Below are 26628 nucleotides of genomic sequence, written 5' to 3' on the forward strand. Positions count from 1 at the left end.
GGCGCGCTCAGCCGCGCCACAGCCGCCGCCACCATCGCCGGAGGGCACCCTCGGCGGCCTCACCGGCCGCGCGCGCGTCGGGCTCGGCCGAGGTCGGTGGCGGCAGGACCGGCGCGGGCGGCGCGTCGCCGAGCTCGACGAGTGTGACGGTCAGCCCCGCGACCGCGTGCCGCAGCCGCTCGGCGCCGTCGGGCCGGACGTCGGCGGCGTCGAGCAGCGCCGTGAAGCGCCCCGCCTCGGCGTCGAGCAAGGCGTCCACCCGCGCCCGCAGGTCGTCGTGGGCGACCTGCGTGAGCCGGCGGACGGCGTCGTCCCCGAAGACCGCCTCGAGCAGCCTCTGCGCGAGCAGCGCGGCGCCGCCGGCGACCCCGACCTCGGCGGTGGTCAGGCCGCCCGTCGACGCGAAGATCGCGACCATGAGGGCCGCGCCGAGGCCGTTGACGCCGAACGACAGCGCCCGCGCCGTGGCCCGCCGTCCCGCGCCCTCGGTCGAGACGAGGTCGAGCACGCCGCCCTGCCACGCGCGGATCTCGGCGGCCGCGCGGTCGGGCAGGTCCGCCGACGCGCGGGACAGGCGCAGCCCGCCGAGGAGCGCGGCGCCCGCCGCGTCCGCGTGCCAGGCGCCGTGGGCGCGCTCGGCGGCGCGGTCCGCGGCGTCGACGACGAGGTGCACCAGGCCGTCGCCGACGGCGCGCGCGACCCGCTCGGGTGCGGGCCGCCCACGGACTGCCGCGGTGAGGCGGTCCCGCCACGACCCGACCCGCTCCTCGAGCGCCCGGAGCAGCTCGCCGGTCCCGACGAACTCCTGCCACCGGGCGAGCACCTCGCCGCGCAGCATGGTCCCGTCGGCCGTGGCGGTGGCGACGTCGCGGCCCGCCGCCGCGTAGGCGACGGCCACCGCCTCGCGCAGGCGCTCGGCGTGCCGGCGCTGCTCGTCGGCCGCGGCGGCCAGGTGCGCGAGGGCGGCCAGGAGGTCCTCCGCCGCTCCCCGCACGGTCCGCTCGACGACGCCGTCGCGCGCCGCCCCGTCGCCGACGACCGCGCGCAACCAGCCGCCGAGCTCCGACGTCGCCGCGGGCGGGAGGAGACCGTCCGCGACCTGCGTCTCCGGCACGACGACCACGTGTGCGTCGTGGCCGCGCTCGACGAGCATCCGGCGCAGGTGCGCGGTCACGGCCTCGCGCGCGCCGGGCTCCACCCGGTTGAGCACCAGGAGCACGACGGCACGGCGCCGGGCCGCCTCGGCGAGGAGGTCCCACGGGACGGCGTCGGCATAGCGGGCGGCCGTGGTGACGAACACCCACAGGTCGGCGGCCCCGAGGAGCTCCTCCCCCAGGCGCCGGTTCGCCTCCACGACCGAGTCGATGTCCGGCGCGTCGAGCAGGGCCAGGCCGTGCGGCACTCCGTGGTGCGGCACCAGGCGGAGGGCACCCGCGACGTCGGGCACGTCGCGGGCAGGCCGACCCGGGCCGGTGACCCGGGCCAGGCGAGGGAGGATCCGGTCCGAGGTGAACCACGCGCCCTCGTCCGGGTGGTGCACGAGGACGGGCTCACGCGTCGTCGGCCGGATCACCCCGCTGGGGCTGACCTCCTCGCGCAGGAGGCTGTTGACCAGGGTGGACTTGCCCGCCCCGGTCGACCCGCCGACCACGGCCAGCAACGGCGCGCCCAGCTGACGCACCCGCGGCAGCAGGTGGTCGTCGAGCTGGTCACGCAGCCGCCGCGCGAGCGCGCGGTCGTCTGCGGCGCCCGTGGTCTCGAGCGGGAGCCGCAGGTCCGCGACCCCCGTGCGCACCTCGGTCAGGGCGGCGACGAGCCGTCGACCGCTCTGCGCCGACAGCGTCACGCCGCCCCCTCGTCGCCTCGGGCCCGCCCGTCAGTCCCTGGTCAGCTTGCGGTAGGTCACCCGGTGCGGCCGGGCCGCCTCGAGGCCGAGGCGGGAGACCTTGTTCTCCTCGTAGGAGGCGAAGTTCCCCTCGAACCAGTACCAGGCCGCCGGGTCCTCCTCGGTGCCCTCGTAGGCGAGGATGTGCGTCGCGACGCGGTCGAGGAACCACCGGTCGTGCGAGACGACCACCGCGCAGCCCGGGAACTCCAGGAGCGCGTTCTCGAGCGAACCGAGGGTCTCGACGTCGAGGTCGTTGGTCGGCTCGTCGAGCAGCAGCACGTTGCCGCCCTGCTTCAGCGTCAGCGCGAGGTTGAGGCGGTTGCGCTCGCCACCGGAGAGCACGCCCGCGGGCTTCTGCTGGTCCGGGCCCTTGAAACCGAACGAGGCGACGTAGGCCCGCGAGGGCATCTCGACGTTGCCGACCTTGATGAAGTCGAGCCCGTCGGAGACGACCTCCCAGAGGGTCTTGTCGGGCGCGATGCCGCCGCGCGACTGGTCGACGTACGACAGCGACACGGTCTCGCCGACCTTCAGCTCGCCACCGTCGAGCGCCTCCAGCCCGACGATCGTCTTGAACAGGGTCGTCTTGCCGACGCCGTTCGGGCCGATGACGCCGACGATGCCGTTGCGCGGCAGCGTGAACGACAGGCCGTCGATGAGCACGCGGTCGTCGAAGCCCTTGCGCAGGTTCTTCGCCTCGATGACCACGTTGCCCAGGCGCGGGCCCGGCGGGATCTGGATCTCCTCGAAGTCGAGCTTGCGCGTGCGCTCGGCCTCGGCCGCCATCTCCTCGTAGCGCTCGAGGCGGGCACGGGACTTGGTCTGCCGGCCCTTGGCGGACGACCGCACCCACTCGAGCTCGTCCTTGAGGCGCTTGGCGAGCTTGGCGTCCTTCTTGCCCTGGACCTCCAGGCGCGCCTGCTTCTTCTCCAGGTAGGTGGAGTAGTTGCCCTCGTACGGGTAGAGGCGGCCGCGGTCGATCTCGGCGATCCACTGCGCGACGTTGTCGAGGAAGTACCGGTCGTGCGTGACGGCGATGACGGCGCCCTCGTACTTGGCCAGGTGCTGCTCGAGCCACTGGACGCTCTCCGCGTCGAGGTGGTTCGTGGGCTCGTCCAGGAGCAGCAGGTCGGGCTTCTCCAGGAGGAGCTTGCACAGCGCGACCCGGCGGCGCTCGCCACCGGAGAGCACCGACACGTCGGCGTCCGGCGGCGGGCAGCGCAGCGCGTCCATCGCCTGCTCGAGCTGGGCGTCCAGGTCCCACGCGCTCGCGTGGTCGAGTGCCTCCTGCAGCTCACCCATCTCCGCGAGCAGCGCGTCGAAGTCCGCGTCCGGCTCCGCCATCAGGGCCGAGATCTCGTTGAAGCGGTCGAGCTTGCCCTTGATCTCGGCGACGCCCTCCTCGACGTTGCCGAGGACCGTCTTCTCGTCGTTCAGCGGCGGCTCCTGCAGGAGGATGCCGACGGTGTAGCCGGGCGAGAGCCGCGCGTCGCCGTTGGAGGGCTGGTCGAGGCCGGCCATGATCTTCAGGATCGTGGACTTCCCCGCGCCGTTCGGGCCGACCATGCCGATCTTCGCGCCCGGGTAGAAGCTCATCGAGACGTCGTCGAGGATCAGCTTGTCCCCGTGCGCCTTGCGCGCCTTGTACATGGTGTAGATGAACTCGGCCACGTCGCTCGTCTGCTCCTGGGGTTCTCGGGCAGCGCGGGGTGGGCGCTGCGGGCACCGGCCAGCCTACGGGGTCACGGCGGCGTCCTCCTGCCCGCCGACCGCAGACGGCGTCGGCCACCGGCGCCCGACGGCGCAGCACGCGGGCGACCCGCGCGCGGACACCGGCGAACGCGCCGTGGCCAGACACCCCGTCCCGAACACGCCGTGCCCGACACCTACACCTCCACGGCGACCCCGGCGGCGAGCTGCTCCGCCACCTCGTCGATCGCCTCGTCCATGGCCGCGTCGATCTCGTCCTCGACGTCATCCTCCGCGAGCGCCGCCAGCTCGGCGGCGACGGCGTCGGACAGCACGGGCGCGTCGTCGAAGGCCGACGCGTCGACGAGCCACGGATCGACGTCGGCCCCGTCCGCCGGCCCGCCCCGGACCTCACCCGCACCGGGCGCGGCGCCGGCGTCGTCCGCGTCACCCGAGCCCGCCGCGACGTGCTTGGTCTTGACGAAGGTCGCGCGGCCGCGCGTGAGGTCGTGACCGAGCGCGCTGGCCTCGAGCACCAGACCGGACCGCGCGCCGTTCTCCCCCTGCCACTCCTCGGTCCTCAGCCGTCCGGTCACCACGAGCGGCTGCCCCTTGTGCACCGAGCCCGCGACGTTCAGCGCCGTGTCGCGGAACACCTTGACCGTGAGCCACTCGGTCCGGCCCTCGACCCAGACCCCTCGCGCACAGTCGAAGTGCCGCGGGGTGCTCGCGAGCCGGAAGCTCGTGTACGGCACGCGCCCGGCGTGGATCTCCCGCGGCTCGGTCGCCGCCCAGCCCACGACTGTCGTGACGATTGCGTTGCTGCTCATCGGCCCTCCTCGGTCGGGGCCGGCCCCTCCGGCCCCTCACCGGGAGCATGGGCACGGCGCCCGCCCGATGGCGCAGCGGTCCGCTCAGTCTGGGGACGCCTCGTCGTCGGCGTCCTCGGTGGACGACGCCTCGGTGGACGACACCACGGCCGCTGCGCCGCGTCCACCGTCGCCGTCCGGCCCTCCGACAGAGCCGACGGGCCGGACCGCGGGCCGCACCACGGGCTCCGTCGCGAGCGCAGCCGCCTCACGGATCGCCCGGTGCTCCTCGAGCACGGCGACGGTCGGCCGGACGAGGAGCTCGTCGACCACCGCGGCGAGGGCGCGACGCGCGTCGGCCACGAGCTCTGCCGCGCGCCGGCGTGCCGCCCGCCGACGCGCCCAGCGCGACGCAGCGAGCAACCCGAGTGCGGCCAGGGCGACGGCACCTGTGACGACGGCGAGGCCGCGCGTGCCGTCGTCCCACACGACGCTCTCCGGCAGCGGGACCAGGCCCCCGCCGAGCGCCGCCGCGGTGAAGCCCGCGGACGCCAGGGCGAGCAGGCCGGCGAGGGCTGCCAGCACCCGCAGGACGACGGCCGCGCGCGGCCGACGCGCACTGACCGCCACCGCCGCGAGGGCCTCGTCGGCGGCCGCCACGAGCGCGGGCGCCTGGCCGACGCGCTCGCCGACCGTGCGCGCCCACAGGCGCGGCAGGCTGCCGGCCACGGCGTCGAGCCACCGCTGCCGCAGGTCCTCGACGCGGTCCGGTTGCACGGGCCCCACCCGGGTCGGCGGACGGTCCCCCGCGCGGACGGCGCGCTCCACGGTCGCTGCCGTCTGGTCGACGCCGGACGCGGCCAGGAGCGCGTCGGCCGCGGCCTCGGCCGGCCCGGCGACGTCGGGCTCCGCCGGCGCCACGACCTGCCCGAGGAGCCGGGCCGCGTCGTCGAGCTCGGCCTCGGCGCGCACCTCGGCAAGGCCGCGGGCCGCGACGGCCCGCGCCAGGGCGGCCCGGACCTGCGTCATCCCCTCGCCGGTGCGCGCGGACGCGCCGTAGACACCGACGCCCACGAGGCCGTCCTCGGCGAGCAGCCGTTCGACGTCGGCCAGGAGGGCCTCCCGCGCGTCGGCCGGCACGGTGTCCAGCTGGTTGAGCAGGACGATCATCGATCCCTCGTGGCCGGCGAGGGACCGCAGGTAGGTGTTGTGCAGCGCGTCGTCCGCGTACTTCTGGGGGTCGACCACCCACACGAGCAGGTCGACCTGCGGCAGCACCCGGTCCACGACCGCGCGGTGGGCGGGCTCGATCGAGTCGTGGTCGGGCAGGTCCAGCAGGACCAGCCCGCGCAGGTCCGCCTGCGAGTCGCCGTCGAGCGCGCTCTCCCGCTCGATCCGCCGGTCGTGGGCCACGCCCAGCCAGGCCAGGAGCAGGTCGGCCCGGTGGGCCCACACGCACGCGGTGAGCTCCGCGGTCGTCGGCCGGCGCACGCCCACCTCGGCGAAGCTCAGACCCGAGAGCGCGTTGAAGACGCTGGACTTGCCCGACCCCGTGCCGCCGGCGAGCGCGACGACCGTGTGGTCCACGCCGAGCTCGAGCCGCTGCCGCACGCCCACCAGGAGCGCGCGGACCCGCCGCGCCGTGCGCGCCGGGATCTGCTTCTTGCCGCGGGCCAGCGCCTCCTCGAGCGCCGTGACGCGGGCGAGGAGGGCCCGCGTGCGCGGGGCCTCACGCGACGGGGCCGGCCCCTGCCCGGCGCTCATCGGAGCCCCCTCAGCACGGCCAGCCGCAGCCGTAGGGTCGCGGCCGCGTCGTCGGCGAGGTCGGGCGAGGCCAGCAGGGCGAGGGCGGGCTCTGCGGCGGCGCGCGTCTGCTGCGCCGCGCGGGCGGCGAGGTCCTCCCGCAGCCCGCCGACGACGTCGCGGCTCACCTTCGCACCCACCGCGCGCGTGAACGCCGCGTCGGCGGCGCCCAGGCCTGCGGCCGCGAGCGCCGCGAGCGTCCCGGCGCCGTCGTCGCCGAGCCCCCGGACCAGCCGCCCGACCGCCCGCTCCGTCGCCTTGTCTCCCGCCGCGCGTGCGGCCGCCACGACGCCTGCTGCCCCCGCGAGCCAGGCGGCTGCCGACTCTGCGGGCGCCGGCGCCGGCGCGGGGGCCGGGGCCGCGGCCGGGGCAGAGGCCGCGGGATCCGCCGACGGCGCGGGGCTGAGCGCGGCGATCACGGCCGCCGAACCGGGGAGTCGACCGGCCCGCAGCGCCTCGACCAGCGCCTGGTCCCCGTGCCGACGCGCGTTCGCGAGGGCCACCGTGACCGACGTCCGGAGCTCGTCCGCGAGCGCGGTGAGCGCGTCGGCGCGTCGCGCCCGTCCGCGGCGCGCGGTGAGGCGGCCGGCCAGCGGCCCCCCGGCGCCGGCGAGGCCGACCCAGCGGGCCCGCACCGGCCCGGCGGCGACGCCGCCCCCCTCGAGGGTCTCGGCCGAGTGGTCGGCGGGCGCGGTGAGCGCCTTCTCGACGGCCGTGACGAGCCCGGCCCGCGCGTCGACCTGCGCCTGCACGGCGTCGGCGAGCTCGCTCACCCACGGCTGCAGCGCCTTGAGCGTTCCGCGCTGGGTGCGCTGGATGACCGACCGCGCCCGGTCGGCGCCCGCCACCATCGTGAGCCAGCGGCGCACCGGCGCCACGGCGGCCTCGTCGAGCAGTCCTTCGTGCGGCCCACGGTCCGTGATGAGGAACAGCGGCACGGCGGCCAGGCCCCGGCCGCGCAGGCGGCCGAGCAGGTCCGTACGCACGGGCCCGAGGGCGTCCTCGGGGACGCGGTTGAGCACCATCGCGATGGAGGTGCCGCGCTCGGCGGCGCGCGCCAGCACGTCCCAGGGCAGCGCGTCGCCGTAGCGAGCCGCGGTGGTCAGGAACAGCCACAGGTCGGCGGCCTCGAGCAGCCGGTGCGCCGTGGCCCGGTTGGCCTCGAGGAGCGAGTCCAGGTCCGGGGCGTCGACGAGCACGAGTCCGCGCGGCACCGCCTCGCTGGCGACCACCCGCAGGATCTCGACGAGCGGATGGGCGGCGAGGACCTCCGTGTCCGCGGGGTGGTGCACCAGGACGGGCTCGCGCGTCGTCGGCCGCAGGACTCCCGCCGGGCTGACCTCCACGCGCAGCAGCGAGTTCACGAGCGTGGACTTGCCCGCGCCGGTCGACCCGGCGACGACGACGACGGCGGGCGCCGAGAGCTCGCGCAGCCGCGGCAGGAGGTGGTCGTCGAGCTGCTCGAGGAGCCTCCGGCGCAGGTCCTGCGCCGTGGCGAGGCCAGGCAGGGGCAGCGGCAGCCGGGTGGCCTCGACGTCGCGACGCAGGTCCGCCACGGCGTCGAGGAGGGTGGCGTCCGCCGGGCCGCGCTCGGGTGCAGCCTCGACACCCGGCACGGAGATCATGGGCCAATCCTTCCGTGCCCGTTTGCCCAGGCAAAACGCGCGCGCCGTGCCGGGGACGCGCACCCCGGGGACGCACGCCCCGCCCGCGCGGTGGGCCTGGGCGTCACCGGGCACCTGGCGCAGCAGCCGAGCTCCTCGACGAGGTGGGGCGCGGAGCCGGAGGTCTCCCACAGCGGTGGGGGCGCCGGTGCCATGGAGCCTCCCAGTCGTGAGCGGCGGGCGGTGCGTGACCGCGTCCCGCGGTGCTCCCGATCCTGCTCCCTGACCTGCGACGTTGTCGCGCAGACGCCCACAGTGCGGCCGGGCCGGCGGCGGAGGCCGGTCGCCCGGCGTCCGCCGGCCGGCCGCCCGGCGGTCCCAGCACGACGGCGCCCCCATGCGTTCCCGCAGGTCAGCGGGCCGCCGTCGGCTAAGATCGCTGCCCAGGCCCCCGTAGCTCAGTGGATAGAGCGTCGGACTTCTAATCCGTTGGTCGCAGGTTCGAATCCTGCCGGGGGCGCCCGCCCTCCAGCCCCGTCCGGCGTCGCCCGCGCGCCCGGCGTCCGACCGCCGTGAAAAATGTGGTGCGCACCACACGGTCACCCTGCTTGCATGGGATCACCGCGGTGAACGAGGACCTGGCCAGTCCGTCAGCCACGAGTCCCTTCCACACCAGCAGGAGTCCACCCATGCATCCGCAGTCGCTGTTCGACGCCCTCGTGCGCGAGCACGAGCGCGCCACCGCGCAGCGCGTGCGTGAGCACCAGCTCACGCTCCGCCGTCGGGAGCGCTCGCTCCCCTCGGCGCGGGTGCGGTCCGCCGCCCCGCGCCACCAGCGGTCCGTCCGCGCCGCCGTCGCCTGACGCGACGGCGGCCGGGCGGCCCCGCCGATCTGCCACGATGACCCCCATGCGCGCGACGCCGGTCCGGTGGCCCTGATGGGCCGCCACGCCACCCCGCCCGCGCTCCCCGACCCGCCCGACGCCCCGGCCGGCCGGGCCGCGCGCCTCGCCTCCCGCTACCTGCCCCGGCTGGTCCTGGCAGTGTGCGCCGCGATCACGACGACGCTCGCCGTCGCCTGGGCCGGCAACGCCTGGTCCTCGGCCACCGTCGCCGGCGGCGCCGTCGCCGTCGTCGTCCTCGGCGCCGCGTGGCTCGCGGGCACGGTGCCGAGCCCGCCGTCCGAGTCGGCCCCTGACACGGGTCACGACGCCGTACAGTGACGCCCGTGAGCTCCACCGCACCGCCGAACGACAGGATCGTCTGGGTCGACTGCGAGATGACGGGGCTCGACCCCGTGGCAGACGCCCTCATCGAGGTGGCCGCGGTGGTGACCGACTCCGAGCTCAACGTGCTCGGCGAGGGCGTCGACGTGATCATCACCCCGCCGGCCGAGGCGCTCGAGCAGATGGTCCCCTTCGTGCGGCAGATGCACACGACGTCGGGCTTGCTCGAGGAGCTCCCCGGCGGCACGACGCTCGAGGAGGCGCAGGCGATCGTCCTCGACTACGTCCGCACCTGGGTGACCGAGCCGGGCAAGGCACCGCTCGCCGGCAACTCGGTGGCGACCGACAAGACCTTCCTCGACCGCGACATGCCGGAGCTGGTCGGCCACCTGCACTACCGGCTCATCGACGTGTCGTCGTTCAAGGAGGTCGCGCGGCGCTGGTACCCGCGCATCTACTTCGCCTCGCCGGAGAAGAACGGCGGCCACCGGGCGCTCGCGGACATCCTCGAGAGCATCGACGAGCTGCGCTACTACCGCGCGGCGATGCTCGTCCCGCCGCCGGGACCCGACTCGGCGACCGCGCGCCAGATCGCCGCGCAGGTCCTGGCGACGTCCGTCCGAGGCGGCCGGACCGCCCAGCTGCCCGACGACGCGGGCGCCGCCACGGGCGAGTGAGCCCCGGCGCCGCGACCCGCGAGGAGCACCGCCGGGACGAGCACTGCCGAGACGACGATGCCGGCCCGAGGGCCGGCATCGAGGTGGGGTGGCTGACGGGACTTGAACCCGCGACCCCCTGGACCACAACCAGGTGCTCTGCCAACTGAGCTACAGCCACCATGACCCGGCGCTCGCGCGCGGGCCGACGAGGAGTCTAGCCGGTACGGAGGGGTGCGTTCGACGTCGTTCGTCTCCGGCGCCGGCAACGGCGGTCTCAGGCCTCGGCGCGCGCCACCACGGCGTCCGCGAACCTCTCGAGGGCGCCAGGGGCGAGGTCGGTGAAGAGCGACGGCTCGACCAGCTCCAGCTCCATCAGGACCGGCTCGCCGTCGTCGTCCGTGACGACGTCGACGCGGGCGTACAGGAGCGGTTCGGGGACCAGGTCCACGCCGTCGGCCGAGGTGCCGAAGTAGCGCCGAGCCGCGCGCACGGCCTGAGCGGCGAACTCGACCTCGCCGTCGGACGGCACGAGCGGGCTCATCCGCTCCTCGCGGTAGACGCCCTCCACGCCGACGTCGGGACCGTCGAGCATCGCGCCCTTGAGCACGCTGTGCGAGTACTCCCCGGCGATGAACACGTGGGCGCGCTCACCCGCGGTGTCGACGCTGCCGACGTAGCGCTGCACCATCACGGTGCGCCCGGCGCCGAGGAGCCGCTTCGCGTGCGAGATCGCCAGCCCGCGCGAGCCCGCGTCGATCGCCGTGTACCGGCCGGTGTCGATCGAACCGGCGGAGACTGCGGGCTTGATGACGAAGTCACCGCTCGCCGGGAAGCGCGTGTGCAGCGCCCGGGACGTGAAGACGCGGCTCGGCTCGAGCCACTGGGTCGGCACGATCCGCACGCCGGCCGACTCGAGGTCGCGCAGGTAGTGCTTGTCCGTGCTCCACTCCACGACGGGGAGCGGGTTCGCGAGGCGGGACACGCGGTCGACGAGGCGGGCCCACTCCACGAACTCGGCGCGGCGCTGCGCGTAGTCCCAGGTGGAGCGGATCACCACGAGGTCGTACGAGGCCCAGTCGACGGTGGGGTCGTCCCAGACGACGGCCTCCGCCTCGGCCCCGCGGGCCGCCAGGGCGTCCCGGACGAGGGCGTCGTCGGCGTGCAGGTCGGGCAGGGCTGCGCAGGTGGCGAGGGCGATGCGGCTCACGTACCAACCCTAGAGGTCCCGCGGCGCACCCGGCGCGGGGGGTGAATCCGCCGCACCGGGGACCGACGCCGGCAGCCGCCCCTGTGCCAGAACCGCAGTTGTGCTGTTGGATCACTGTCGGGGGCACGACAGGGGCGCAGGTGCCTGTCAACGTCGTCGGGCAGTCGTCGGGAGAAAGGCCGGACCGATGATCGAAGCGCTGGGCCAGGAGCACGACGGGCGTGCGTCGGGGATGACCCTGCACGAGGAACCGGAGCGGTCGCGCGTCGTCGTCTACGGCGAGATCGACCTGGCGGTGCGCCAGGAGGCCGGGCCCCTGTGCCAGGCGCTCGCGCAGCGCGCGCTCCCGGTGGTGATCGACGCGACGGACGTGGAGTTCGTCGACTCGGCCGGGATGTCGGTGCTGGTCCGCATCGCCCGCGACGCCGAGGCGGGCGGCTACTCCGTCGTTCTCCAGCACGCGCCGTGGATGCTCAAGGAGCTGCTCACCATCACCGGCGTCGACCAGCTGCTGCCCTTCGCCGAGGGCGAGTCGACGCCCCAGCACCCGACCAGCCCGCCGGCCGACGCCGCCGGCGACTGATCCGGGCCGGCGACGGATCCCCGCCGGCGACCGATCCGGTCGGCGACCGATCCGGCCGAGGCGCCGGACGACGAAGGCCCCCGACCGGCATCGTCGCCGATCAGGGGCCGTCTGGTGCGCCATCAGGGACTCGAACCCCGAACCCGCTGATTAAGAGTCAGCTGCTCTGCCAATTGAGCTAATGGCGCGCGGTGCACGAGGTTAGCACCAGCAGCGTCGGGCACGAAAACGAGCGGTTCTACACGCCCCCCGCGGGCCGCTCGGACCGCACCTCGGCGCTCAGTGCTGCTGCGGTTCCTCGGCGGTCGGGGTCCACCACGCGACGTCCGGCAGGCCCTCGTGCTCGAGGATGTCGGGCGAGTCGGGGCCCGTGGGCTGCGCCAGGTCGGCGAGGAGCGTCAAGGGCACGTGCTCGCTCAGCAGACGCATCACGTCGACGCTGGCCTGCTCACCGGGCGCCTCGGCCGGCTCGTCGGCCGAGTCCTGCGCCGCGGACGCGTCAGCGGTCGACGCGTCGGCTGCCGCCGCCCGGGTCGCTGCGTCCGCCGCCGACGTGGGCTCGGACTCGTGCGCGACGGGCCGCGCGTCGTCACGACGCGATGAGCTCACGGCTCGCCTCCTCGGACAGTCGTCGGGCGGCGGTGCACCGCCCGAGGCAACTGCACCATCCTCGCGCACGGACCGCAACGGGGAACCCCGGATCGTCCACGGGACCCCCACATCCCGTCAGTCGGGACGGCCGGGCGACGTCAGAGGTACAGGCCGGTGCTCCGCGCGGATCCCTCCGGCTCGGCCACGCCGTGCAGGTCACGCTCGCGGAGCAGCGTGTAGTCGACACCCTGCAGCTCGACCTCGGCGCGGTCCTCCGGGTCGAACAGGACGCGGTCGCCGACGGTCACCTGACGCACGTGCTCGCCCGCCGCGACGACCACCCCCCAGGCCAGGCGCTTGCCGACGCTCGCGGTGGCGGGGATGAGGATGCCCGACGACGACAGCCGCTCGGCGGACTCGGCGTCGACGCGGACGAGGGCGCGGTCGTGCAGCATCCGGACGGGAGGCCGCGCGTCGGCGGGGCGCCCGGCCGACCCCGGGGCCGGACCACCGGCAGCGGCAGCGGCAGGGGCCGCGGCGCCGGGCCGGACGGGATCGTTGCTCACGCTCGCCGACGCTACCCCAGTGGGGCGCGCAGGCCGCACGCGAGGGGCGCCGCCGCTAGGCTGGCGGCACCCCAAGGAGGACCATGCCTCAGCTCGCTGTCGGCGACGTCGCGCCCGACTTCACCCTGCCCAGTGCGGACGGCACGAAGATCCACCTGGCCGACCTGCGCGGCCGGAGCGTCGTGATCTTCTTCTTCCCCGCCGCGATGACGCCTGGCTGCACCCTCGAGGCGCAGGACTTCGAGGTGCTGCACCCGGAGCTCGAGGCGGCCGGCTACGAGGTCGTGGGCATCTCCCCCGACACCCCGGAGAAGCTGGCGGCCTTCGCCGCCGCCTCCGGCCTGACGTACCCGCTCGGGTCGGACGTCGACCGGTCGGTGCTCCTCGCGTACGGCGCGTACGGCGAGAAGAAGCTCTACGGCAAGGTCGTCGAGGGGGTCATCCGCTCGACGGTCGTCGTCGGCCCGGACGGCACCGTGACGCTGGCCCAGTACAACGTCAAGGCCACCGGGCACGTCGCGCGCCTGCGCCGCCAGCTCGGCCTGGCGGAGGCCTAGAGCCGGTCCGCGGCCCTAGGCTCACCCTGCGGGCCCGGCCCGCGACGAGCGCGAGTGGCGTAACTGGCAGCCGCGCCAGGTTTAGGTCCTGGTGCCTTCGGGCGTGCGGGTTCGAGTCCCGCCTCGCGCACCCCGGACCGCCGCGCGCCCGCCGTCAGGTGTCAGCCCCGCGTGAGGCTGTGTCAGGCCGTGCGCGAGGCCAGCTTCTCGGCCAGCTGCTCGCGGATCTTGTCCATGTCGAGCCCCTTGACGGCCTGGACGACCTGCTCGAGCGAGGCGGGCGGCAGCGCGCCGGCCTGGTTGAAGACGAGGATCCCGTCCCGGAAGGCCATCAGCGTCGGGATCGAACGGATGCTGGCGGCCGCGGACAGGTTCGTCTCGGCGTCCGTGTCGACCTTCGCGTGGACCACGTCGGGGTGAGTCTCGGAGGACGCCTCGAAGACCGGGGCGAACATGCGGCACGGGCCGCACCACGACGCCCACCAGTCGACGAGGACGATGCCGCCCGCCGTCACCGTCTCCTCGAACGTGGCCTCCGTGAGATCGACCGTCGCCATCTGACTCCCCATCCTCGTGCGTTGACTGCGCCACTGGGCACAACGTCACGATGGGTTCGATATTCCCGGTCACTGGAGTCCCTGGACCGGGAGTACCCAGGGTGCGGCACGCCTCTCCGTATCGCCGTCCGCGCGGCGGAGGCGCCTGGGCGCCACCGCGGGCGGCGGTGACCTTAGGCTCCATCCATGACCGACACGGCCGACTTCGAGCCGACGCCGGAGGGCTGGCTGACCGAGGCCGAGCTCTCCGCCGTCCGCACCCGCCTGCCGATCCTGTACGTCGACGCGGTTCCCGTCCGGGTCGACGAGTCCGGTGACGTCATCGCCGTCGGGCTGCTCCTGCGGGTCAACGGCGTGGGCGAGATGACCAGGGCGCTCGTCTCAGGGCGCGTCATGTACCACGAACGCGTCCGCGACGCGCTCCTGCGTCACCTCGAGAAGGACCTCGGCCCGGTGGCCCTGCCTCAGATCCCGGCGGCGCCCCAGCCGTTCACGGTCGCGGAGTACCTCCCGACACCGGGCATCACGCCCTACCACGACCCCCGGCAGCACGCGGTGGCTCTCGCCTACGTCGTGCCCGTCGCCGGGGACTGCGAGCCCCAGCAGGACGCCCTGGAGCTCACCTGGCTCACCCCGGAGGAGGCGTGCGCCGAGCATGTCCAGCGGGAGATGACGGACGGTCACGCGTACCTGCTCCGGCAGGCGATGGCGCACGTGGGCCGGATGGCCTGACCTCGCCTGTGGCCGACCGCGGCGATCAGGCGAGGACAGCGGCGATCGCCGGGGCGAGCGCCCGGAACGCGTGGCCCCGGTGGGAGATGGCGTTCTTCTCGTCCGGCGTCAGCTCCGCGCTCGTGAGGACGACGCCGGCAGCCCGTTCCGGCTGGGCGTCGGGCTCGAGGATGGGGTCGTAGCCGAAACCGCCCGCGCCGCGCGGCGCCGTCGTGAGCCGACCGCGCATCGTGCCCTCGACGACGGTCTCGCGGCCGCCCGGGGTGACCAGGGCGGCCGCGCAGACGAACCCGGCCCCGCGGTGCTCGGCGGGGACGTCCCCGAGCTGGTCGAGGAGCAGGCGGAGGTTCGCGGCGTCGTCGCCGTGCCGGCCGGACCAGCGCGCGGAGAACACGCCGGGGGCGCCGCCGAGGACGTCGACGCACAGGCCTGAGTCGTCCGCGACGGCCGGGAGGCCGGTGAACTGCGCGAGCGCCCGGGCCTTGAGCAGGGCGTTCTCGGCGAAGGTCACGCCCGTCTCGGGCACGTCGGGGGCGCCGACGTCGCCGGACGCGACGACGTCGTCAGGCCGGAGGCCGGGGACCACCGGGAGGAGGATCGCGCGGAGCTCGACGACCTTGTGCCGGTTGTGCGTGGCGAGGACGAGCCTCACGCGAGCGCCTCACGCTGGAGCTCGGCGAGACGCGCGGTGCCGCCGAGGGCGAGGTCGAGGAGGGTGTCGAGCTCGGTGCGGTCGAAGGGCGCCTGCTCGGCCGTGCCCTGGACCTCGACGAACGTGCCCGAGCCCGTGACGACGACGTTCATGTCCGTCTGCGCGCGGACGTCCTCGACGTACGGGAGGTCGAGCATCGGGGTGCCGTCGATGATGCCGACGCTGACGGCCGCGACGGAGTCGGTGAGCACGCGACGGCCGGACGCGAGGATGCCCTTGGCGGTCGCCCAGGCGACGGCGTCGGCGAGCGCGACCCAGGCGCCGGTGATCGCAGCGGTGCGGGTGCCGCCGTCGGCCTGGAGGACGTCGCAGTCGAAGACGATCGTGTTCTCGCCGAGGGCGGCGACGTCGGTCACCGCGCGCAGCGAGCGGCCGATGAGGCGCGAGATCTCGTGCGTGCGACCGCCGATGCGGCCCTTGACCGACTCTCGCTCGCTCCGGGTGGTGGTCGCGCGCGGGAGCATCGCGTACTCGGCGGTGACCCAGCCCTGGCCGGAGCCCTTCTTCCAGCGCGGGACGCCCTCGGTGAAGCTTGCGGCGCACAGCACGCGGGTGCCGCCGAACTCGACGAGGACGCTGCCCTCGGCCGAGGCGAGCCAGTTGCGCGTGATCGTCACGGGGCGCAGCTCGTCGGGGCGACGGCCGTCGGCGCGCAGGGTCGGGGCGGGGGCGGTGGAGGGGTTGGTCACGGGTCGAGGGTAGTCGGGCGCGGTGACGCGGTCGGACGCGGGGGGCGAGGGGCTCCGCCCGTCCACAGCGGATTCCGTCGTGTCGGAGGCCCCGCCTAGAATGGCACACATGTTCCATTTGTCCGTCGACGAGACCTCTGAGGCCCACTGGCCGACGGGCGCGCTCTCTGCCGCGGACCCGGATGAGCCTGCGGTGAGCGTCGCGGAGCTGGCCGAGCGTCTGCCCGGCGCGGACCTCGCCTGGCTGCTCGAGATCGCGGACCTGGGCGCGATCGACGACCACGGCCTCGTGGAGGTCGTCGCCGCGTGGCAGCGCGTGGCGTCCTGGGCAGCGGCGGGAGCGGCGCGCGCTGCCGCGGCGCTCGCCGCGCGACCGAGCATGAACCCGCGGTGGCCCGACGCCGCAGGAAGGGTCACCGAGCCGAACGTCGCCGGCGAGGAGCTCGCGATGCGGCTGGGCTGCTCCCGGCGGCAGGCGCGAGCCCTGGTCCGGCACGGCCGGGCGTTCGAGGGCGCGCTGGCCTGGACGGGCGACGCGCTCGCCCGCGGGGAGATCGACGCGACGAAGGCCCACCTCGTGGCCGACGCCCTCGAGGACGTCCCGGTGCCGGTGGCGCTCGCCGTGCAGGACCTCGTGCTCGACGGCGCCGCCCGCCGCACCCCGACGCAGCTCGCCCGGGACGTGGCGCGCGCGCTCGTCGAGATCGACCCCGACGCCGCGGCCGAGCGCTACGCCGCCGCGCGGCGCGGGCGCCGGGTCGACGCCCCTCGCGTTCTTCCGAACGGCATGGCCGGGATCTGGGCCGTGCTGCCCGCGACGAGCGCCGTGCGGCTCGACTCGGCGCTGGGCTCGCTGGCCCGGAGCGCACGAACCGCGGGCGACCCCCGCACCCTCGACCAGCTCCGGGCGGACCTCCTCGTGGACCTCACGGTCGGCGCCGTGGAGGGGAGCGTCGCCGCCGTCGCGCTCGCCGCACTCGGATCCGCGGAGACCGAGACCCACCGCCAGGGTGCCCGCAAGCCCGTCCCGTCGACGGAGGGCGACGAGCCGCTCGAAGCTGTGGAGACGCACGAGCCGCTCGAGGCCCGAGAGTCGACGACCAGTGCCGACCGCGACGAGCCGAATCCGCGTCGACCCGCGCCCCGGACCGAGGTGCGCGTCACGGTGGCCCTGAGCACGCTCCTCGGGCTCGATGACGCACCTGCTGACCTCGCCGGCTACGGGCCGGTCACCGCCGAGGCGGCCAGGGCACTGGCCCGCGGCGGGACGTGGCGCAGGATCGTGACCGACCCGCTCAGCGGGGCGGTGCTCGACGTCGGGCGCACCCGCTACCGACCACCCGTCGATCTCGACGAGCACGTCCGTGTGCGCGACCGGACCTGCGCACGCCCGGGCTGCGCCGCCGCGGCCGACTCCTGCGACCTCGACCACACCGAGGAGTACCACCGCGCCCACGGCACGACGTCGGACGGCAACCTCGCGCCGCTCTGTCGGCGCGACCACGTGGTCAAGACGGACGGCGGCTTCCGCCTCGTGCAGATCGCACCCGGAGTCGTCGAGTGGACGACGCCCACCGGGCATCGCTACCGCGTCAGCCCAGGGCTGGACCGGCCGTACGAGGTGCTTCCCCGAGTGCCGGGACCGGGGTTCTGAGCGGTCGCAGTTCCGAGCGGTCGCAGCTCTGAGCAGTCGCCGTTCCGAGCGGTCGCAGTTCCGAGCGGTCGCAGTTCCGAGCGGTCGCAGTTCCGAGCGGCCGCAGCTCTGAGCGGTCGCAGTTCCGAGCGTCGCCGTTCGCGCGTGGCCCGGCGGGATCACCTAGAGCGCGACGACCATCCCCGGGTAGGCACCGAGCACCGGACCGGAGAAGAGCGCCCGGGCCTCGGACACCGCGTCCTCGGGGTCGTACCAGGCGGGGACGTGCGTCACCACGAGCCGCCCGACGCCGCCGCGCTCGGCGGCCTCCCCGGCCCGCCGGCCCGTGAGGTGGATGCCCCGCACGGTGTCGCGGCCCTCGAGGAAGGCCGCCTCGGCGAGCAGCACGTCGACCCCCTGGGCGAGGTCGTCGAGCCCCGCGCACGCGTCGGTGTCGCCCGTGTACGCGAGGGTGACCGTGCGACCCGCGTCGTCCTCGGCCGGCCCCGAGACACGCACCCCGTAGGCGGGCAGCGGGTGCTCGACGGCGACCGGGACCACCGTCATCGGGCCGACGCGGACGGGCCGTCCGGGCTGCCAGGCGTGCACGGCGAGATGGTCGCCGAGCGACTCCCCCGGCTCGAGGCCGTAGGCCTCGCCGAGCCGCGACGCCGTCCCGAACGGACCGTGCACCGTCACCTGGCGCCGCGCCAGCGGCTCCGGCGAGTACTTGAGGTAGACGTACAGGCCCGAGACGTCGGCCATGTGGTCCGGATGCAGGTGAGAGAGCCCGACCGCGTCGATGGCGTCCGGCTCGACGTACCGCTGGAGGGCCCCGAAGGCGCCGCTCCCGAGGTCGAGGACGAGGTTCCAGGTCCGGCCAGTGCCGTCGTCGGCCTGGACGAGGTAGCACGACGCGGCCGACTCGGGACCCGGGAACGACCCCGCACAGCCCACGACCGTCAGTCTCATCGCAGGCTCCCGGCGGGCTCGACGGCGGTCACCTCGGGTCCGAGGAACCGGCGGGCGAGGGCGGTGAAGCTGACGGGGTCTCCCGTCGCGAGGAAGCGGTGCTCCGGCGGGCCGAGCCGCGGGTCGCGCTCGAGACCGTGGGCGACCAACGTCCGGTAGACGTCCTTCGCCGTCTCCTCGGCGCTCGAGACGAGGGTGACGTCCTCGCCCATGACGTACGAGATGACCCCGGTGAGCAGCGGGTAGTGCGTGCAACCGAGGACGAGCGTGTCCACCCCCGCGTCGCGGACCGGTGCCAGGAGCCGGGTGGCGACCTCGATCGCCTCAGGCCCCGACACCACCCCCGACTCGACCATCGACACGAACTCCGGGCACGCCTGCGACGTGAGCTCGAGGTCGGGCGCGGCCGCGAAGGCGTCGTCGTACGCGCGGGACTCGATCGTGGCGCGCGTCCCGATGACGCCCACCCGACCCGTCCGGGTGGCCCGGACCGCCCGGCGCGCCGCCGGCAGGATCACCTCGACGACCGGCAGGCCCCGGCGCTGGGTGTAGCGCTCGCGCGCGTCGCGCAGGACAGCCGCGGAGGCACTGTTGCAGGCGATGACGAGCATCTTCACGCCCGCGTCGACGAGGTCGTCCATCACCTCGAGGGCGTGCGCCCGGACCGCGGCGAGCGGCTTCGGCCCGTACGGGCCGTTCGCGGTGTCACCGATGTACAGGATCGACTCGTGCGGCAGCTGGTCGATCACCGCGCGCGCGACAGTCAACCCGCCGACACCGGAGTCGAAGATGCCGATCGGTGCGTCGTTCACGGCCTCGAGCCTAACGGGGCGGCCCCCGGCCGGATCCCGTCCCGTGTCGTGACGGTCATCACCCGGCAGGCTCCCCCGGCGGGTGCCTCGCGTCACGCCGACGACGCGCGGCCCGCCGACCGGCCATCAGCCGCGTCACCACCGGCTGCATCCCCGCCAGCCGCATCACCACCGGCCGCATCATCACCAGCCGGATCATCGCCAGCCGCATCGGCCAGCCCGTCGAGCATGAGCCCGACGAGCGACTCCTGCAGCACCCCGAGCAGCGTGGAGACCGTCGCCAGGAAGCGGCGCGCCACGCCGTCGGGATCAGTGACGTCGAGCGGGCCGCCCTCGACCACCAGGCGGTAGGCCGCGTCCGCGTCCGCCTCCGTGCGGATGCCGAGCCGCTCGGCGAGCACGAGACGGAGGTCGGTCAGGGCGGCCGCCACGGCCGGGGCGTCGGTGCGCGCGACCCGGACCTCCGGGGTGCCCGCCACCAGCGCGGACCGCAGCACCGCCAGCTGGCCGGTCTTGGTGGTCCGGAGCTCGCCCTCGGTGAGGCGACGGAACTCGGCCGCGACCTCAGGCGCGCCGCGCGAGGCGTCGGGCAGCAGACGCCGCAGCGCGGGGTCGGCCGGTGCCGTGACCGGGTCCTCGCTGAGCTGCACCTGAGGCCACGGCCCGCCTGGCTCCTCGGCCGCGAGGAGCTCCGTGACGTCCTCGACCACGTCAAGGACGGCGGCGCGTTCCGCCGCGTCGAGGTAGGCGACCCACCCGGACGACGTGGGCACGAACTCCCACGAGCCCATCAGCGCGGCTCCCCGCGCCGCGTGCCACCGGCGCCGCCGCCACCGCCCCCGGCGTCGCCCGCCGGCTCGACCGTGGCCCACAGCCCGAACCCGTGCATCGCCTGGGTGTCGGCCTCCATCTGCTCGAGGCTCCCGTGCGACACGGTGGCGCGCCCCTGCGTGTGGACCTGCATCATCAACCGCTCGGCCTTGTCGCGCGCCATCCCGAAGTAGCTGCGGAACACCCAGGTCACGTAGCTCATGAGGTTGACCGGGTCGTTCCAGACCACGGTCGTCCACGGGCGCGCGGGTATGGTGCGCACCTCCTCGTCGGTGCGCGTGTCCTCGATCGGCGAGGCGAGGGCGGGCACCCGACAACTCTAGGCAGCGTGCGCCTCGAGCGCGGTCGGAACGAGAGACCTTACGGTGAGCACATGAGCGCAGTGCCGCCCTCCCGCCCGACGTCTGCGCCCGGGGCGACGACCGCCCTGCTCACCGACATGTACGAGCTGACGATGCTCCAGGCGTCGCTCGCGGACGGCACCGCCGGGCGGCACTGCGTGTTCGAGGTCTTCACCCGGCGCCTGCCGCCCGGCCGGCGCTACGGCGTCCTCGCCGGCGTCGGGCGCGTGCTCGACGCGGTCGCGGACTTCCGGTTCGGCGACGCCGAGCTGTCGTGGTTGGCGCGCACGGGCGTCGTCGACAAGCCGACCCTGGACCACCTGGGCCGCTACCGGTTCACGGGGACCATCACCGGGTACGCGGAGGGCGAGTGCTTCTTCCCCGGCTCGCCCCTGATGCTCGTCGAGGGCACCTTCGCCGACGCGGTCATCCTCGAGACGGTCGTCCTCTCGATCCTCAACTACGACTCCGCCGTCGCCTCAGCGGCCTCGCGGATGACGTGCGCCGCGGCGGGGCGCCCCTGCCTGGAGATGGGCAGTCGCCGTGCGCACGAGGAGGCGGCCGTCGCCGCCGCGCGCGCCGCCGTCGTCGCGGGGTTCACCGGCACCTCGAACCTCGAGGCGGGCCGTCGGTACGGGCTGCGCACGATCGGCACCGCCGCGCACTCCTACACCCTGCTGCACGACGACGAGCGCGCCGCCTTCGCCGCCCAGGTCGCCGCGCACGGCCCCGGCACCACCCTCCTGGTGGACACCTACGACGTCGCCCGGGGAGTCGCGACGGCCGTCGAGGTGGCCGGGACCGGACTGGGGGCCGTGCGGATCGACTCCGGCGACCTCATCGCACAGGCCCAGGAGGTGCGCGAGCAGCTCGACGCGCTCGGCGCGCTCGGCACGAAGATCGTCGTGAGCTCCGACCTCGACGAGTACGCGATCGCCGCCCTCGCTGCGTCTCCCGTCGACTCCTACGGTGTCGGCACGTCGGTCGTGACCGGTTCCGGGGCGCCGACGTGCGGCATGGTCTACAAGCTCGTCGCCCGCGAGGGGGCGGACGGGACGCTGCAGCCGGTGTCGAAGGCCGCCGCCCGCAAGGGGAGCACGGGCGGCCGCAAGGTCGCTGCACGGCGGGTCGACACCACCGGCACGGCCGTCGAGGAGGTCGTGGTCAGCGGCCGGGACGACGCCGTCGCCGCGTGGGCACCCCCGGACGGCGACCTGCGGCCCCTGCACGTGCCGCTCGTCGAGCAGGGCGCGGTCGACACGCGGTGGACGGGCGCGGCGGGCGTTGCCCTGGCGGCCGAGCGGCACCGCGCGTCGCGGGCCGAGCTGCCGCGCTGGGCGCGGCGCCTGTCCGCGGGGGACGCCGCGATCCCGACCGTGACGATCACGGCCTGACCAGCGGATCGGACGCCTGTCCGGCCCAGCACCGCCGGACGCGCGGACCCGCCGCCGGGCACGCGGACGCGCCGCCGGACACGCGAACGCACCGCCGACACGCGGACACGCGAACGCCCGGGGACCGCACGGTCCCCGGGCGTTTCGCATGGTCGGCGCCGCAAGCGGCCTCGACGGAGCCTGCCGGTGGCTAGACCACCGTCCGCCGTCCACGACCGACGAGGCCCATGATCAGGCTCACGACCAGCACGATGATGCCCAGCCAGATGAGGAACTTCGCCGCCTCGACGGCGATCCCGAACACCAGCAGAAGCACACCGACGATGAGGATGAGAAGCCAGCTCGGCATGTCGAACCTTCCCTTCGATCGGCCGCCCTGGGAGGGGTTGTCAGGGCGGTCTCGTCCCGTCGAGCGTGACATCGATCATCACGACACGCATCTTGAACCGGTGCGCGCCGGTTGTCCGAAACGCGAGGGATCAGGGGCCGGCCGCTGCTGACGCTCGAGCCGCCGGTGCTGCCGCTACCCCTTGCCGCCACGCCTTGCAGCTCTACACCGGGCCGCTACGCCTTGCCGCCCCCGTCGCCGCCGTCCTCCGGCGCGCGGAGCCCCTCGTAGATCTCCTTGCAGATGGGGCAGACGGGGAACTTGTTGGGGTCGCGGCCCGGCACCCAGACCTTGCCGCAGAGCGCCACGACGGGTGCGCCCGACAGCGCCGACTCGAGGATCTTCTCCTTGCGCACGTAGTGGGCGAACCGCTCGTGATCGCCGGGTTCGACCTCCTCGCGCGTCTCGGTCTGCTCGAGGACGCTCGTGCCGGCGCCCGGCCCGCTCGGCCCGACCGGCTCGGCGGGTGCTCCGTGGGGCGTGGTCTCGCTCATCCCGCGAGTCTAGGCGGCCCGCGCAGCGCCCCCGGCGGCCGCCCCTGGGCGCGAGCGGGGAGACGAACCGGCGGCCGCGCGTCGGGCCGGCGCTACGCCAGGCGGGCCAGCAGCCGCGGCGCCCGCGCGTCGTACACGCGCCCGCCGAGCCAGACGGCGCCGGCGAGCGCCACCACCCCCACCGTCACCCCGACGACGGCCGTCACCCCGGCCAGCTCCGGTCGCCACCACAGCGACGCGGCGTACAGCCCGAGCACCGGCGCACACACGAGGAACGTGCCGGCCGATGACGCCGCCTGGGCGAGCAGCGTCGCCCCCACCGCGCCCATCTGGGCCGCGTACGGGTTCGCCCCGGCCGCGGGCACGGGGTACGGCAGGAGCGCGCTGACGACCGCGGACACGGCGAGACCGCCGAGCAGCACGCCGACGCCGGCCCCGAGCGCCGCGGGCGCCAGCTCCCACCGTCCGCTCACCCACACGCCGACGACGCCGAGCAGGACCGTCACGGGCAGCGCCCAGATCGCCGTCGCCACGGTGCGGCCCAGCCGGTCCGCCCAGCCCGGCACGTGCGCGGCGACGTGCAGCCAGAACGCGCTGCCGTCGTAGGCCACGTCGTTGTGCCGCCCCCAGCCGAGCGTGCCGCCGACGAGCATCCCGAGGCTGAGCGCCATCGCGGCCGGCGCCTCCGCCACCGAGGCCGCGAGCACCACGATCAGGACGGGCGCGAGGACGGCACCGAGGAGCGCGCTCAGGTACCGCGGGTCCGCGGTCCAGTACCGCAGGCCGCGGCGCGCCACCGCGCCCGCCGCCACCAGGCCGGGATGCCGGGCGACCACGCGCCCGGGCAGGATCTGGTCCGCGCGTCGGCGGACATGGCCCGACCGGGACGGCGGCCGCGTGAGCGCGGCCTGCAGGATCCGGACCCAGCCCTCCCCCGCCACCAGCACCGTCGCGACGGTGACGGCGAGGCGTCCGACGGCGCCGGCCACGTCGCCACCGGCCGCCGCGTACGGCGCCGCGAACGGTGCGCCGAGCGGTGTCCAGCCGAGGACCGCCGCCAGCGCCGGCACCTTCTCGAGCGCGCCCTCGAGGCCGAGCGAGCCGAGCGCGAGCACAGCAGGCACGAGCAGCGCCGCGCTCAGGACACCGAGGACGGCGCCCACCTCGCGGGAACGCCGCGACGACAGCAGACGCGCGGACACGCTCGTGGCGATCCGCGCCGAGAGCAGGCAGGTCACCAGCACCAGCGGGCCGCCGAGGAGAGCGACCACGAGCGCGAGACGGCCGTCGTCCGCCCACACGATCACGGGCGCGAGCGCCACCAGCAGCGTGAAGAGGGACGGCAGGCTGATCGCCCCCGCGACGAGCAGTCCGGGCGCCAGAGCCCGCGCGGAACGGCCGAAGGTCGAGAACCGACCCACCTCGAGCGAGTCGTCCATGCCGGGGATGAGGATCGGCACCACGGTCCAGCCCACGACGACGACCGCGCCGCTCACCACGAGGATCTCGACGGCGGTGTCCGCGGTCTGGCGGGACAACCAGACCATGCCGCTGGCGACCGACGGGAGCATGCTCAGCCCCCACAGCACGCCGAGCACGAGCAGCACGAGCCGCCACGTCTCCCGACGCAGCGTGTGGCGCAGGATGCGCAGCTTCAGTCGGACGAGGGTCGCAACCACGACAGCTCCGGCGTCTCGGTCGCCCCGCCGAGGAGGCCGACGAAGCGCTCCTCGAGGCCCTGACCGGCACGGACGTCGTCGAGCGACCCGGCGGCGAGCACGCGGCCGCCGCCGACGACCGCGACGTGGGTGCACAGTCGCTCCACGAGGGCCATGACGTGGCTGGACATCACGACGGTCCCGCCCGCGGCCACGAACCGCTCGAGGATCGCGCGGATCGCGGTGGCGGAGACCGGGTCGACCGCCTCGAACGGCTCGTCGAGCACGAGGACGCGTGGTGCGTGCACGAGGGCGCACGCGAGCGCGATCTTCTTCGTCATGCCGGCGGAGTAGTCGGCCACGAGCGTCGCGCCGCCGGCCCGCAGGTCGAGGGCCGCGAGGAGGTCGTCCCGGCGCGCGGCGACGACCTCGGCGGACATGCCCCGCAGCAGGCCGGCGTAGGAGATGAGCTCGGGTCCCGTGAGCCGGTCGAACAGGCGCATGCCGTCCGGGAGGATGCCCAGCAGCGGCGCCGCCTGTGCCGGCTGCCGCCAGACGTCGACGCCGTGCACGCGGGCCTCGCCGGCGTCCGGCACGAGCAGACCGGTCGCCATCGACAGGGTGGTGGTCTTCCCGGCCCCGTTGGGCCCGACGACGCCGTAGAACGACCCCGCCGGGATGTCCAGGTCGAGGCCCGCGACGGCGAGCGTCTGCCCGAACCGCTTGACCAGGCCACGCAGGGCGAGGGCCGGGACGTCGCTGGTCGGGCCGCTCACCGCTCCACACTACGTTCCCCGGCAGGCTGCTCCCGGCCCCGCGCGGCCACGGGACGGGCCGCGACCGGGTGAGATCGACGGCGTGCGGCGACCGGGCGCTGTCGCGACGGGCACGCGGCTTGCATCGCCCCTGGTCACGTGCCCGTTCCGGATCGGTCACGATCGTCAACCCGAGGTCACGATCGGGCAAAGTGGCAGACGGCGAGGACCGCGCATCCCTAGCGTGGGCGCCATGCGTACCCCGACGAGGTGGATGGCGATCGGCGGCCTGGTGCTCACCCTGGCCGCGTGCAGCGCGAGCGACAGCGGCAACGACTCGAGTGCCGACATGGCATACGAGGGGGCCGGGGCCGCCGACGGCGGCGGCGTGGGCGGCGACGAGGCCGCCGAGGCGCCGGCACCCGAGTCGGCGGCCGACGGCTCCGACACCGGCGCACCGTTCGGCGAGGGCCTGAACCTCGCGGACGGCGACCGGTCGGTCATCACGCACGGTGCCGTGACGCTGAGCACGGAGGACCCGGTCACGGCGGCCGACGACATCACGCGCATGGTCGAGTCCATGGGCGGCTGGGTCGAGGGCATGACCATGCAGGCCGGCTCGGACACCGTGGACCCGTCCGCGCACGTCGTGACCCGTCTCCCGTCCAGCGACGTCGGCACGGCCCTCGGCCGGCTCCAGGACATCGGCGAGGTCGAGTCGGTCCAGCTCGACCGGACCGACGTGACGCTCGAGGTGCACGACCTCGAGGCCCGCATCCGCGCCGTGGAGATGTCCGTGGAGCGGATGCAGGCGCTCCTGGCGCGCGCAGCCTCGGTCGACGAGCTCGTCCAGGCCGAGCAGATGCTCACCGACCGCCAGTCGCAGCTCGAGCAGCTCCTCAGCCAGCAGGCCGGCCTCGAGGACCAGGTGTCCATGTCGACGCTCACCATCGACGTCATGGTCCCCGAGGAGGTGCCCGAGGTCGTCGAGCCCGAGGAGCCGAAGGAGGGCTTCCTCGGCGGGCTCGAGAACGGGTGGAAAGCGTTCCTCGACTTCGGCTCCGGCGCCCTGCTCGTCCTCGGCGTCCTCCTGCCGTGGCTCGCGTTCGCCGCGCTGCTCGCCCTGATCGTCGTCTGGGTGCGCCGGGCCTGGGTCAAGGCACGGCCCGAGCGTCCCGCCCGCCCACCGAAGTCGCGCCCGGCTCAGCAGCCGACGGCGGGCGACCTCCTCTGGCAGGGCGGCGCTCCGGGCTGGGTCCAGCCCGGAGGACCCGGCGGGCCCCAGCCCGCCCCGGTCGCGGCGCCGGTCGCGGCGCCGACGGGAACGCCGGTCGGGACGCCGACGCCGGCTGCGCCCGTGACCGACGCCGCCACGCCAGGCACTCCGCCGGCACCGACAACCCCGCCGGCCCCGCCCAGCCCCTCGGCACCGACCAGCCCGGCAGGCCCGCCGAGCGCGTGAGCCTCGGTCAGCGCCC

Annotated in this window: 28 protein-coding genes and 4 tRNA genes; 11 read left to right on the top strand and 21 right to left on the bottom strand. The window is 75.1% G+C overall.

What is annotated here, in order from left to right:
- Positions 1–7: 7 nt before the first annotated feature.
- From AFE02nite_RS05900 to AFE02nite_RS05920, 5 genes are all read right to left on the bottom strand, one after another.
- The gene (locus tag AFE02nite_RS05900; protein WP_146819199.1) at positions 8–1846 is read right to left on the bottom strand and encodes a dynamin family protein; all 1839 of its coding nucleotides are present in this window, start codon (positions 1844–1846) and stop codon (positions 8–10) included.
- Between the two features lie 30 nt (positions 1847–1876).
- Positions 1877–3559 carry an energy-dependent translational throttle protein EttA gene (ettA, locus tag AFE02nite_RS05905; RefSeq protein WP_034249002.1) on the bottom strand — a complete coding sequence of 561 codons (1683 nt, stop codon included), beginning with the start codon at positions 3557–3559 and terminating at the stop codon, positions 1877–1879.
- A gap of 215 nt (positions 3560–3774) precedes the next feature.
- Positions 3775–4407 carry a single-stranded DNA-binding protein gene (locus AFE02nite_RS05910; protein ID WP_146819200.1) on the bottom strand — a complete coding sequence of 211 codons (633 nt, stop codon included), beginning with the start codon at positions 4405–4407 and terminating at the stop codon, positions 3775–3777.
- 84 nt (positions 4408–4491) lie between these two features.
- A complete protein-coding gene (locus AFE02nite_RS05915; RefSeq protein WP_146819201.1) occupies positions 4492–6150 on the bottom strand; it encodes a GTPase in 1659 nt (552 codons plus the stop codon).
- Positions 6147–7814, bottom strand: a complete 1668-nt coding sequence (locus AFE02nite_RS05920) for a dynamin family protein (RefSeq protein ID WP_186814465.1) — start codon at positions 7812–7814, stop codon at positions 6147–6149. The genes AFE02nite_RS05915 and AFE02nite_RS05920 overlap by 4 nt, the downstream gene beginning before the upstream one ends.
- 426 nt (positions 7815–8240) lie before the next feature.
- Between AFE02nite_RS05920 and AFE02nite_RS05925 the strand changes: the two genes are divergently transcribed.
- From AFE02nite_RS05925 to orn, 4 genes are all read left to right on the top strand, one after another.
- Positions 8241–8313: transfer RNA gene (locus AFE02nite_RS05925), tRNA-Arg, on the top strand.
- A gap of 169 nt (positions 8314–8482) precedes the next feature.
- Positions 8483–8656, top strand: a complete 174-nt coding sequence (locus AFE02nite_RS17305; protein WP_186814466.1) for a hypothetical protein — start codon at positions 8483–8485, stop codon at positions 8654–8656.
- A 75-nt stretch (positions 8657–8731) separates the two neighbouring features.
- The gene (locus tag AFE02nite_RS05930; RefSeq protein WP_146819203.1) at positions 8732–9016 is read left to right on the top strand and encodes a hypothetical protein; all 285 of its coding nucleotides are present in this window, start codon (positions 8732–8734) and stop codon (positions 9014–9016) included.
- A 5-nt stretch (positions 9017–9021) separates the two neighbouring features.
- A complete protein-coding gene (gene orn, locus AFE02nite_RS05935) occupies positions 9022–9696 on the top strand; it encodes an oligoribonuclease (protein WP_146819204.1) in 675 nt (224 codons plus the stop codon).
- A gap of 84 nt (positions 9697–9780) precedes the next feature.
- On the opposite strand, the gene AFE02nite_RS05940 is transcribed toward orn, so the two are convergent.
- Together AFE02nite_RS05940 and AFE02nite_RS05945 are read right to left on the bottom strand one after the other, a co-directional pair.
- A tRNA-His gene (locus AFE02nite_RS05940) sits at positions 9781–9856 on the bottom strand.
- Positions 9857–9952: 96 nt separating this feature from the next.
- Positions 9953–10885, bottom strand: coding sequence for an ATP-grasp domain-containing protein (locus AFE02nite_RS05945; protein ID WP_034246593.1), 933 nt, complete (start codon positions 10883–10885; stop codon positions 9953–9955).
- A gap of 187 nt (positions 10886–11072) precedes the next feature.
- On the opposite strand from AFE02nite_RS05945, the gene AFE02nite_RS05950 reads away from it, so the two are divergent.
- Positions 11073–11468 (top strand): STAS domain-containing protein, encoded by a 396-nt coding sequence (locus tag AFE02nite_RS05950; protein ID WP_052113715.1) that lies wholly within the window; start codon positions 11073–11075, stop codon positions 11466–11468.
- Between the two features lie 112 nt (positions 11469–11580).
- On the opposite strand, the gene AFE02nite_RS05955 is transcribed toward AFE02nite_RS05950, so the two are convergent.
- The 3 genes from AFE02nite_RS05955 to AFE02nite_RS05965 all read right to left on the bottom strand — a co-directional run bounded on the left by AFE02nite_RS05955 (position 11581) and on the right by AFE02nite_RS05965 (position 12514).
- Positions 11581–11656 (bottom strand) — tRNA-Lys (locus tag AFE02nite_RS05955).
- Positions 11657–11747: 91 nt separating this feature from the next.
- Positions 11748–12077 (bottom strand): hypothetical protein, encoded by a 330-nt coding sequence (locus tag AFE02nite_RS05960; protein ID WP_034246591.1) that lies wholly within the window; start codon positions 12075–12077, stop codon positions 11748–11750.
- A gap of 140 nt (positions 12078–12217) precedes the next feature.
- Positions 12218–12514 (bottom strand): GroES family chaperonin, encoded by a 297-nt coding sequence (locus tag AFE02nite_RS05965; RefSeq protein WP_034246589.1) that lies wholly within the window; start codon positions 12512–12514, stop codon positions 12218–12220.
- Positions 12515–12708: 194 nt separating this feature from the next.
- Between AFE02nite_RS05965 and AFE02nite_RS05970 the strand changes: the two genes are divergently transcribed.
- Both AFE02nite_RS05970 and AFE02nite_RS05975 read left to right on the top strand, forming a co-directional pair.
- A complete protein-coding gene (locus AFE02nite_RS05970) occupies positions 12709–13182 on the top strand; it encodes a peroxiredoxin (RefSeq protein ID WP_034246586.1) in 474 nt (157 codons plus the stop codon).
- A 48-nt stretch (positions 13183–13230) separates the two neighbouring features.
- A tRNA-Leu gene (locus tag AFE02nite_RS05975) sits at positions 13231–13312 on the top strand.
- 52 nt (positions 13313–13364) lie between these two features.
- Here AFE02nite_RS05975 and trxA read toward each other — a convergent pair.
- Positions 13365–13739, bottom strand: coding sequence for a thioredoxin (gene trxA, locus AFE02nite_RS05980; RefSeq protein ID WP_034246583.1), 375 nt, complete (start codon positions 13737–13739; stop codon positions 13365–13367).
- A 186-nt stretch (positions 13740–13925) separates the two neighbouring features.
- Between trxA and AFE02nite_RS05985 the strand changes: the two genes are divergently transcribed.
- Positions 13926–14471 (top strand): NUDIX hydrolase family protein, encoded by a 546-nt coding sequence (locus AFE02nite_RS05985; RefSeq protein ID WP_034246581.1) that lies wholly within the window; start codon positions 13926–13928, stop codon positions 14469–14471.
- A 25-nt stretch (positions 14472–14496) separates the two neighbouring features.
- Here the strand turns inward: AFE02nite_RS05985 and rdgB are convergent, their stop codons facing one another.
- Together rdgB and rph are read right to left on the bottom strand one after the other, a co-directional pair.
- Positions 14497–15123 (bottom strand): RdgB/HAM1 family non-canonical purine NTP pyrophosphatase, encoded by a 627-nt coding sequence (rdgB, locus tag AFE02nite_RS05990; RefSeq protein ID WP_034246578.1) that lies wholly within the window; start codon positions 15121–15123, stop codon positions 14497–14499.
- On the bottom strand, positions 15120–15872 hold the full coding sequence (gene rph, locus AFE02nite_RS05995) for a ribonuclease PH (protein WP_034246602.1): 753 nt from the start codon (positions 15870–15872) through the stop codon (positions 15120–15122). Before rph ends, rdgB begins: the two co-directional genes overlap by 4 nt.
- Positions 15873–15981: 109 nt before the next feature.
- Between rph and AFE02nite_RS06000 the strand changes: the two genes are divergently transcribed.
- Positions 15982–17526 (top strand): HNH endonuclease signature motif containing protein, encoded by a 1545-nt coding sequence (locus AFE02nite_RS06000; protein ID WP_146819206.1) that lies wholly within the window; start codon positions 15982–15984, stop codon positions 17524–17526.
- Positions 17527–17688: 162 nt separating this feature from the next.
- On the opposite strand, the gene AFE02nite_RS06005 is transcribed toward AFE02nite_RS06000, so the two are convergent.
- From AFE02nite_RS06005 to clpS, 4 genes are all read right to left on the bottom strand, one after another.
- Positions 17689–18477: an MBL fold metallo-hydrolase gene (locus AFE02nite_RS06005; protein WP_034246563.1), complete on the bottom strand. Its 789-nt coding sequence runs from the start codon at positions 18475–18477 to the stop codon at positions 17689–17691.
- Complete coding sequence (gene murI, locus AFE02nite_RS06010) at positions 18474–19289, bottom strand: glutamate racemase (RefSeq protein ID WP_034246559.1); 816 nt, start codon at positions 19287–19289, stop codon at positions 18474–18476. Before murI ends, AFE02nite_RS06005 begins: the two co-directional genes overlap by 4 nt.
- A 92-nt stretch (positions 19290–19381) precedes the next feature.
- Complete coding sequence (locus AFE02nite_RS06015; protein ID WP_052113713.1) at positions 19382–20080, bottom strand: DUF2017 family protein; 699 nt, start codon at positions 20078–20080, stop codon at positions 19382–19384.
- Positions 20080–20430 carry an ATP-dependent Clp protease adapter ClpS gene (gene clpS / locus AFE02nite_RS06020; RefSeq protein WP_052113712.1) on the bottom strand — a complete coding sequence of 117 codons (351 nt, stop codon included), beginning with the start codon at positions 20428–20430 and terminating at the stop codon, positions 20080–20082. The genes AFE02nite_RS06015 and clpS overlap by 1 nt, the downstream gene beginning before the upstream one ends.
- A gap of 63 nt (positions 20431–20493) precedes the next feature.
- On the opposite strand from clpS, the gene AFE02nite_RS06025 reads away from it, so the two are divergent.
- Positions 20494–21855 (top strand): nicotinate phosphoribosyltransferase, encoded by a 1362-nt coding sequence (locus tag AFE02nite_RS06025; RefSeq protein ID WP_146819207.1) that lies wholly within the window; start codon positions 20494–20496, stop codon positions 21853–21855.
- A 190-nt stretch (positions 21856–22045) separates the two neighbouring features.
- Here the strand turns inward: AFE02nite_RS06025 and AFE02nite_RS17310 are convergent, their stop codons facing one another.
- The 4 genes from AFE02nite_RS17310 to AFE02nite_RS06040 all read right to left on the bottom strand — a co-directional run bounded on the left by AFE02nite_RS17310 (position 22046) and on the right by AFE02nite_RS06040 (position 25171).
- Entirely contained in the window at positions 22046–22204 is a 159-nt protein-coding gene (locus AFE02nite_RS17310) for a hypothetical protein (protein WP_186814467.1), read from the bottom strand.
- Positions 22205–22419: 215 nt separating this feature from the next.
- Complete coding sequence (locus tag AFE02nite_RS06030; protein WP_034250267.1) at positions 22420–22737, bottom strand: DUF3039 domain-containing protein; 318 nt, start codon at positions 22735–22737, stop codon at positions 22420–22422.
- Positions 22738–22829: 92 nt separating this feature from the next.
- Positions 22830–24416, bottom strand: a complete 1587-nt coding sequence (locus tag AFE02nite_RS06035; protein WP_034249054.1) for a hypothetical protein — start codon at positions 24414–24416, stop codon at positions 22830–22832.
- The gene (locus AFE02nite_RS06040; RefSeq protein WP_034249055.1) at positions 24392–25171 is read right to left on the bottom strand and encodes an ABC transporter ATP-binding protein; all 780 of its coding nucleotides are present in this window, start codon (positions 25169–25171) and stop codon (positions 24392–24394) included. Before AFE02nite_RS06040 ends, AFE02nite_RS06035 begins: the two co-directional genes overlap by 25 nt.
- A gap of 232 nt (positions 25172–25403) precedes the next feature.
- Here AFE02nite_RS06040 and AFE02nite_RS06045 point away from each other — a divergent pair, with 232 nt between their 5' ends.
- Positions 25404–26612, top strand: coding sequence for a DUF4349 domain-containing protein (locus tag AFE02nite_RS06045; RefSeq protein ID WP_146819208.1), 1209 nt, complete (start codon positions 25404–25406; stop codon positions 26610–26612).
- Positions 26613–26628 lie beyond the last annotated feature (16 nt).

It is taken from the genome of Actinotalea fermentans, from assembly GCF_007991475.1.
Taxonomy (GTDB): Bacteria; Actinomycetota; Actinomycetes; order Actinomycetales; family Cellulomonadaceae; genus Actinotalea; species Actinotalea fermentans.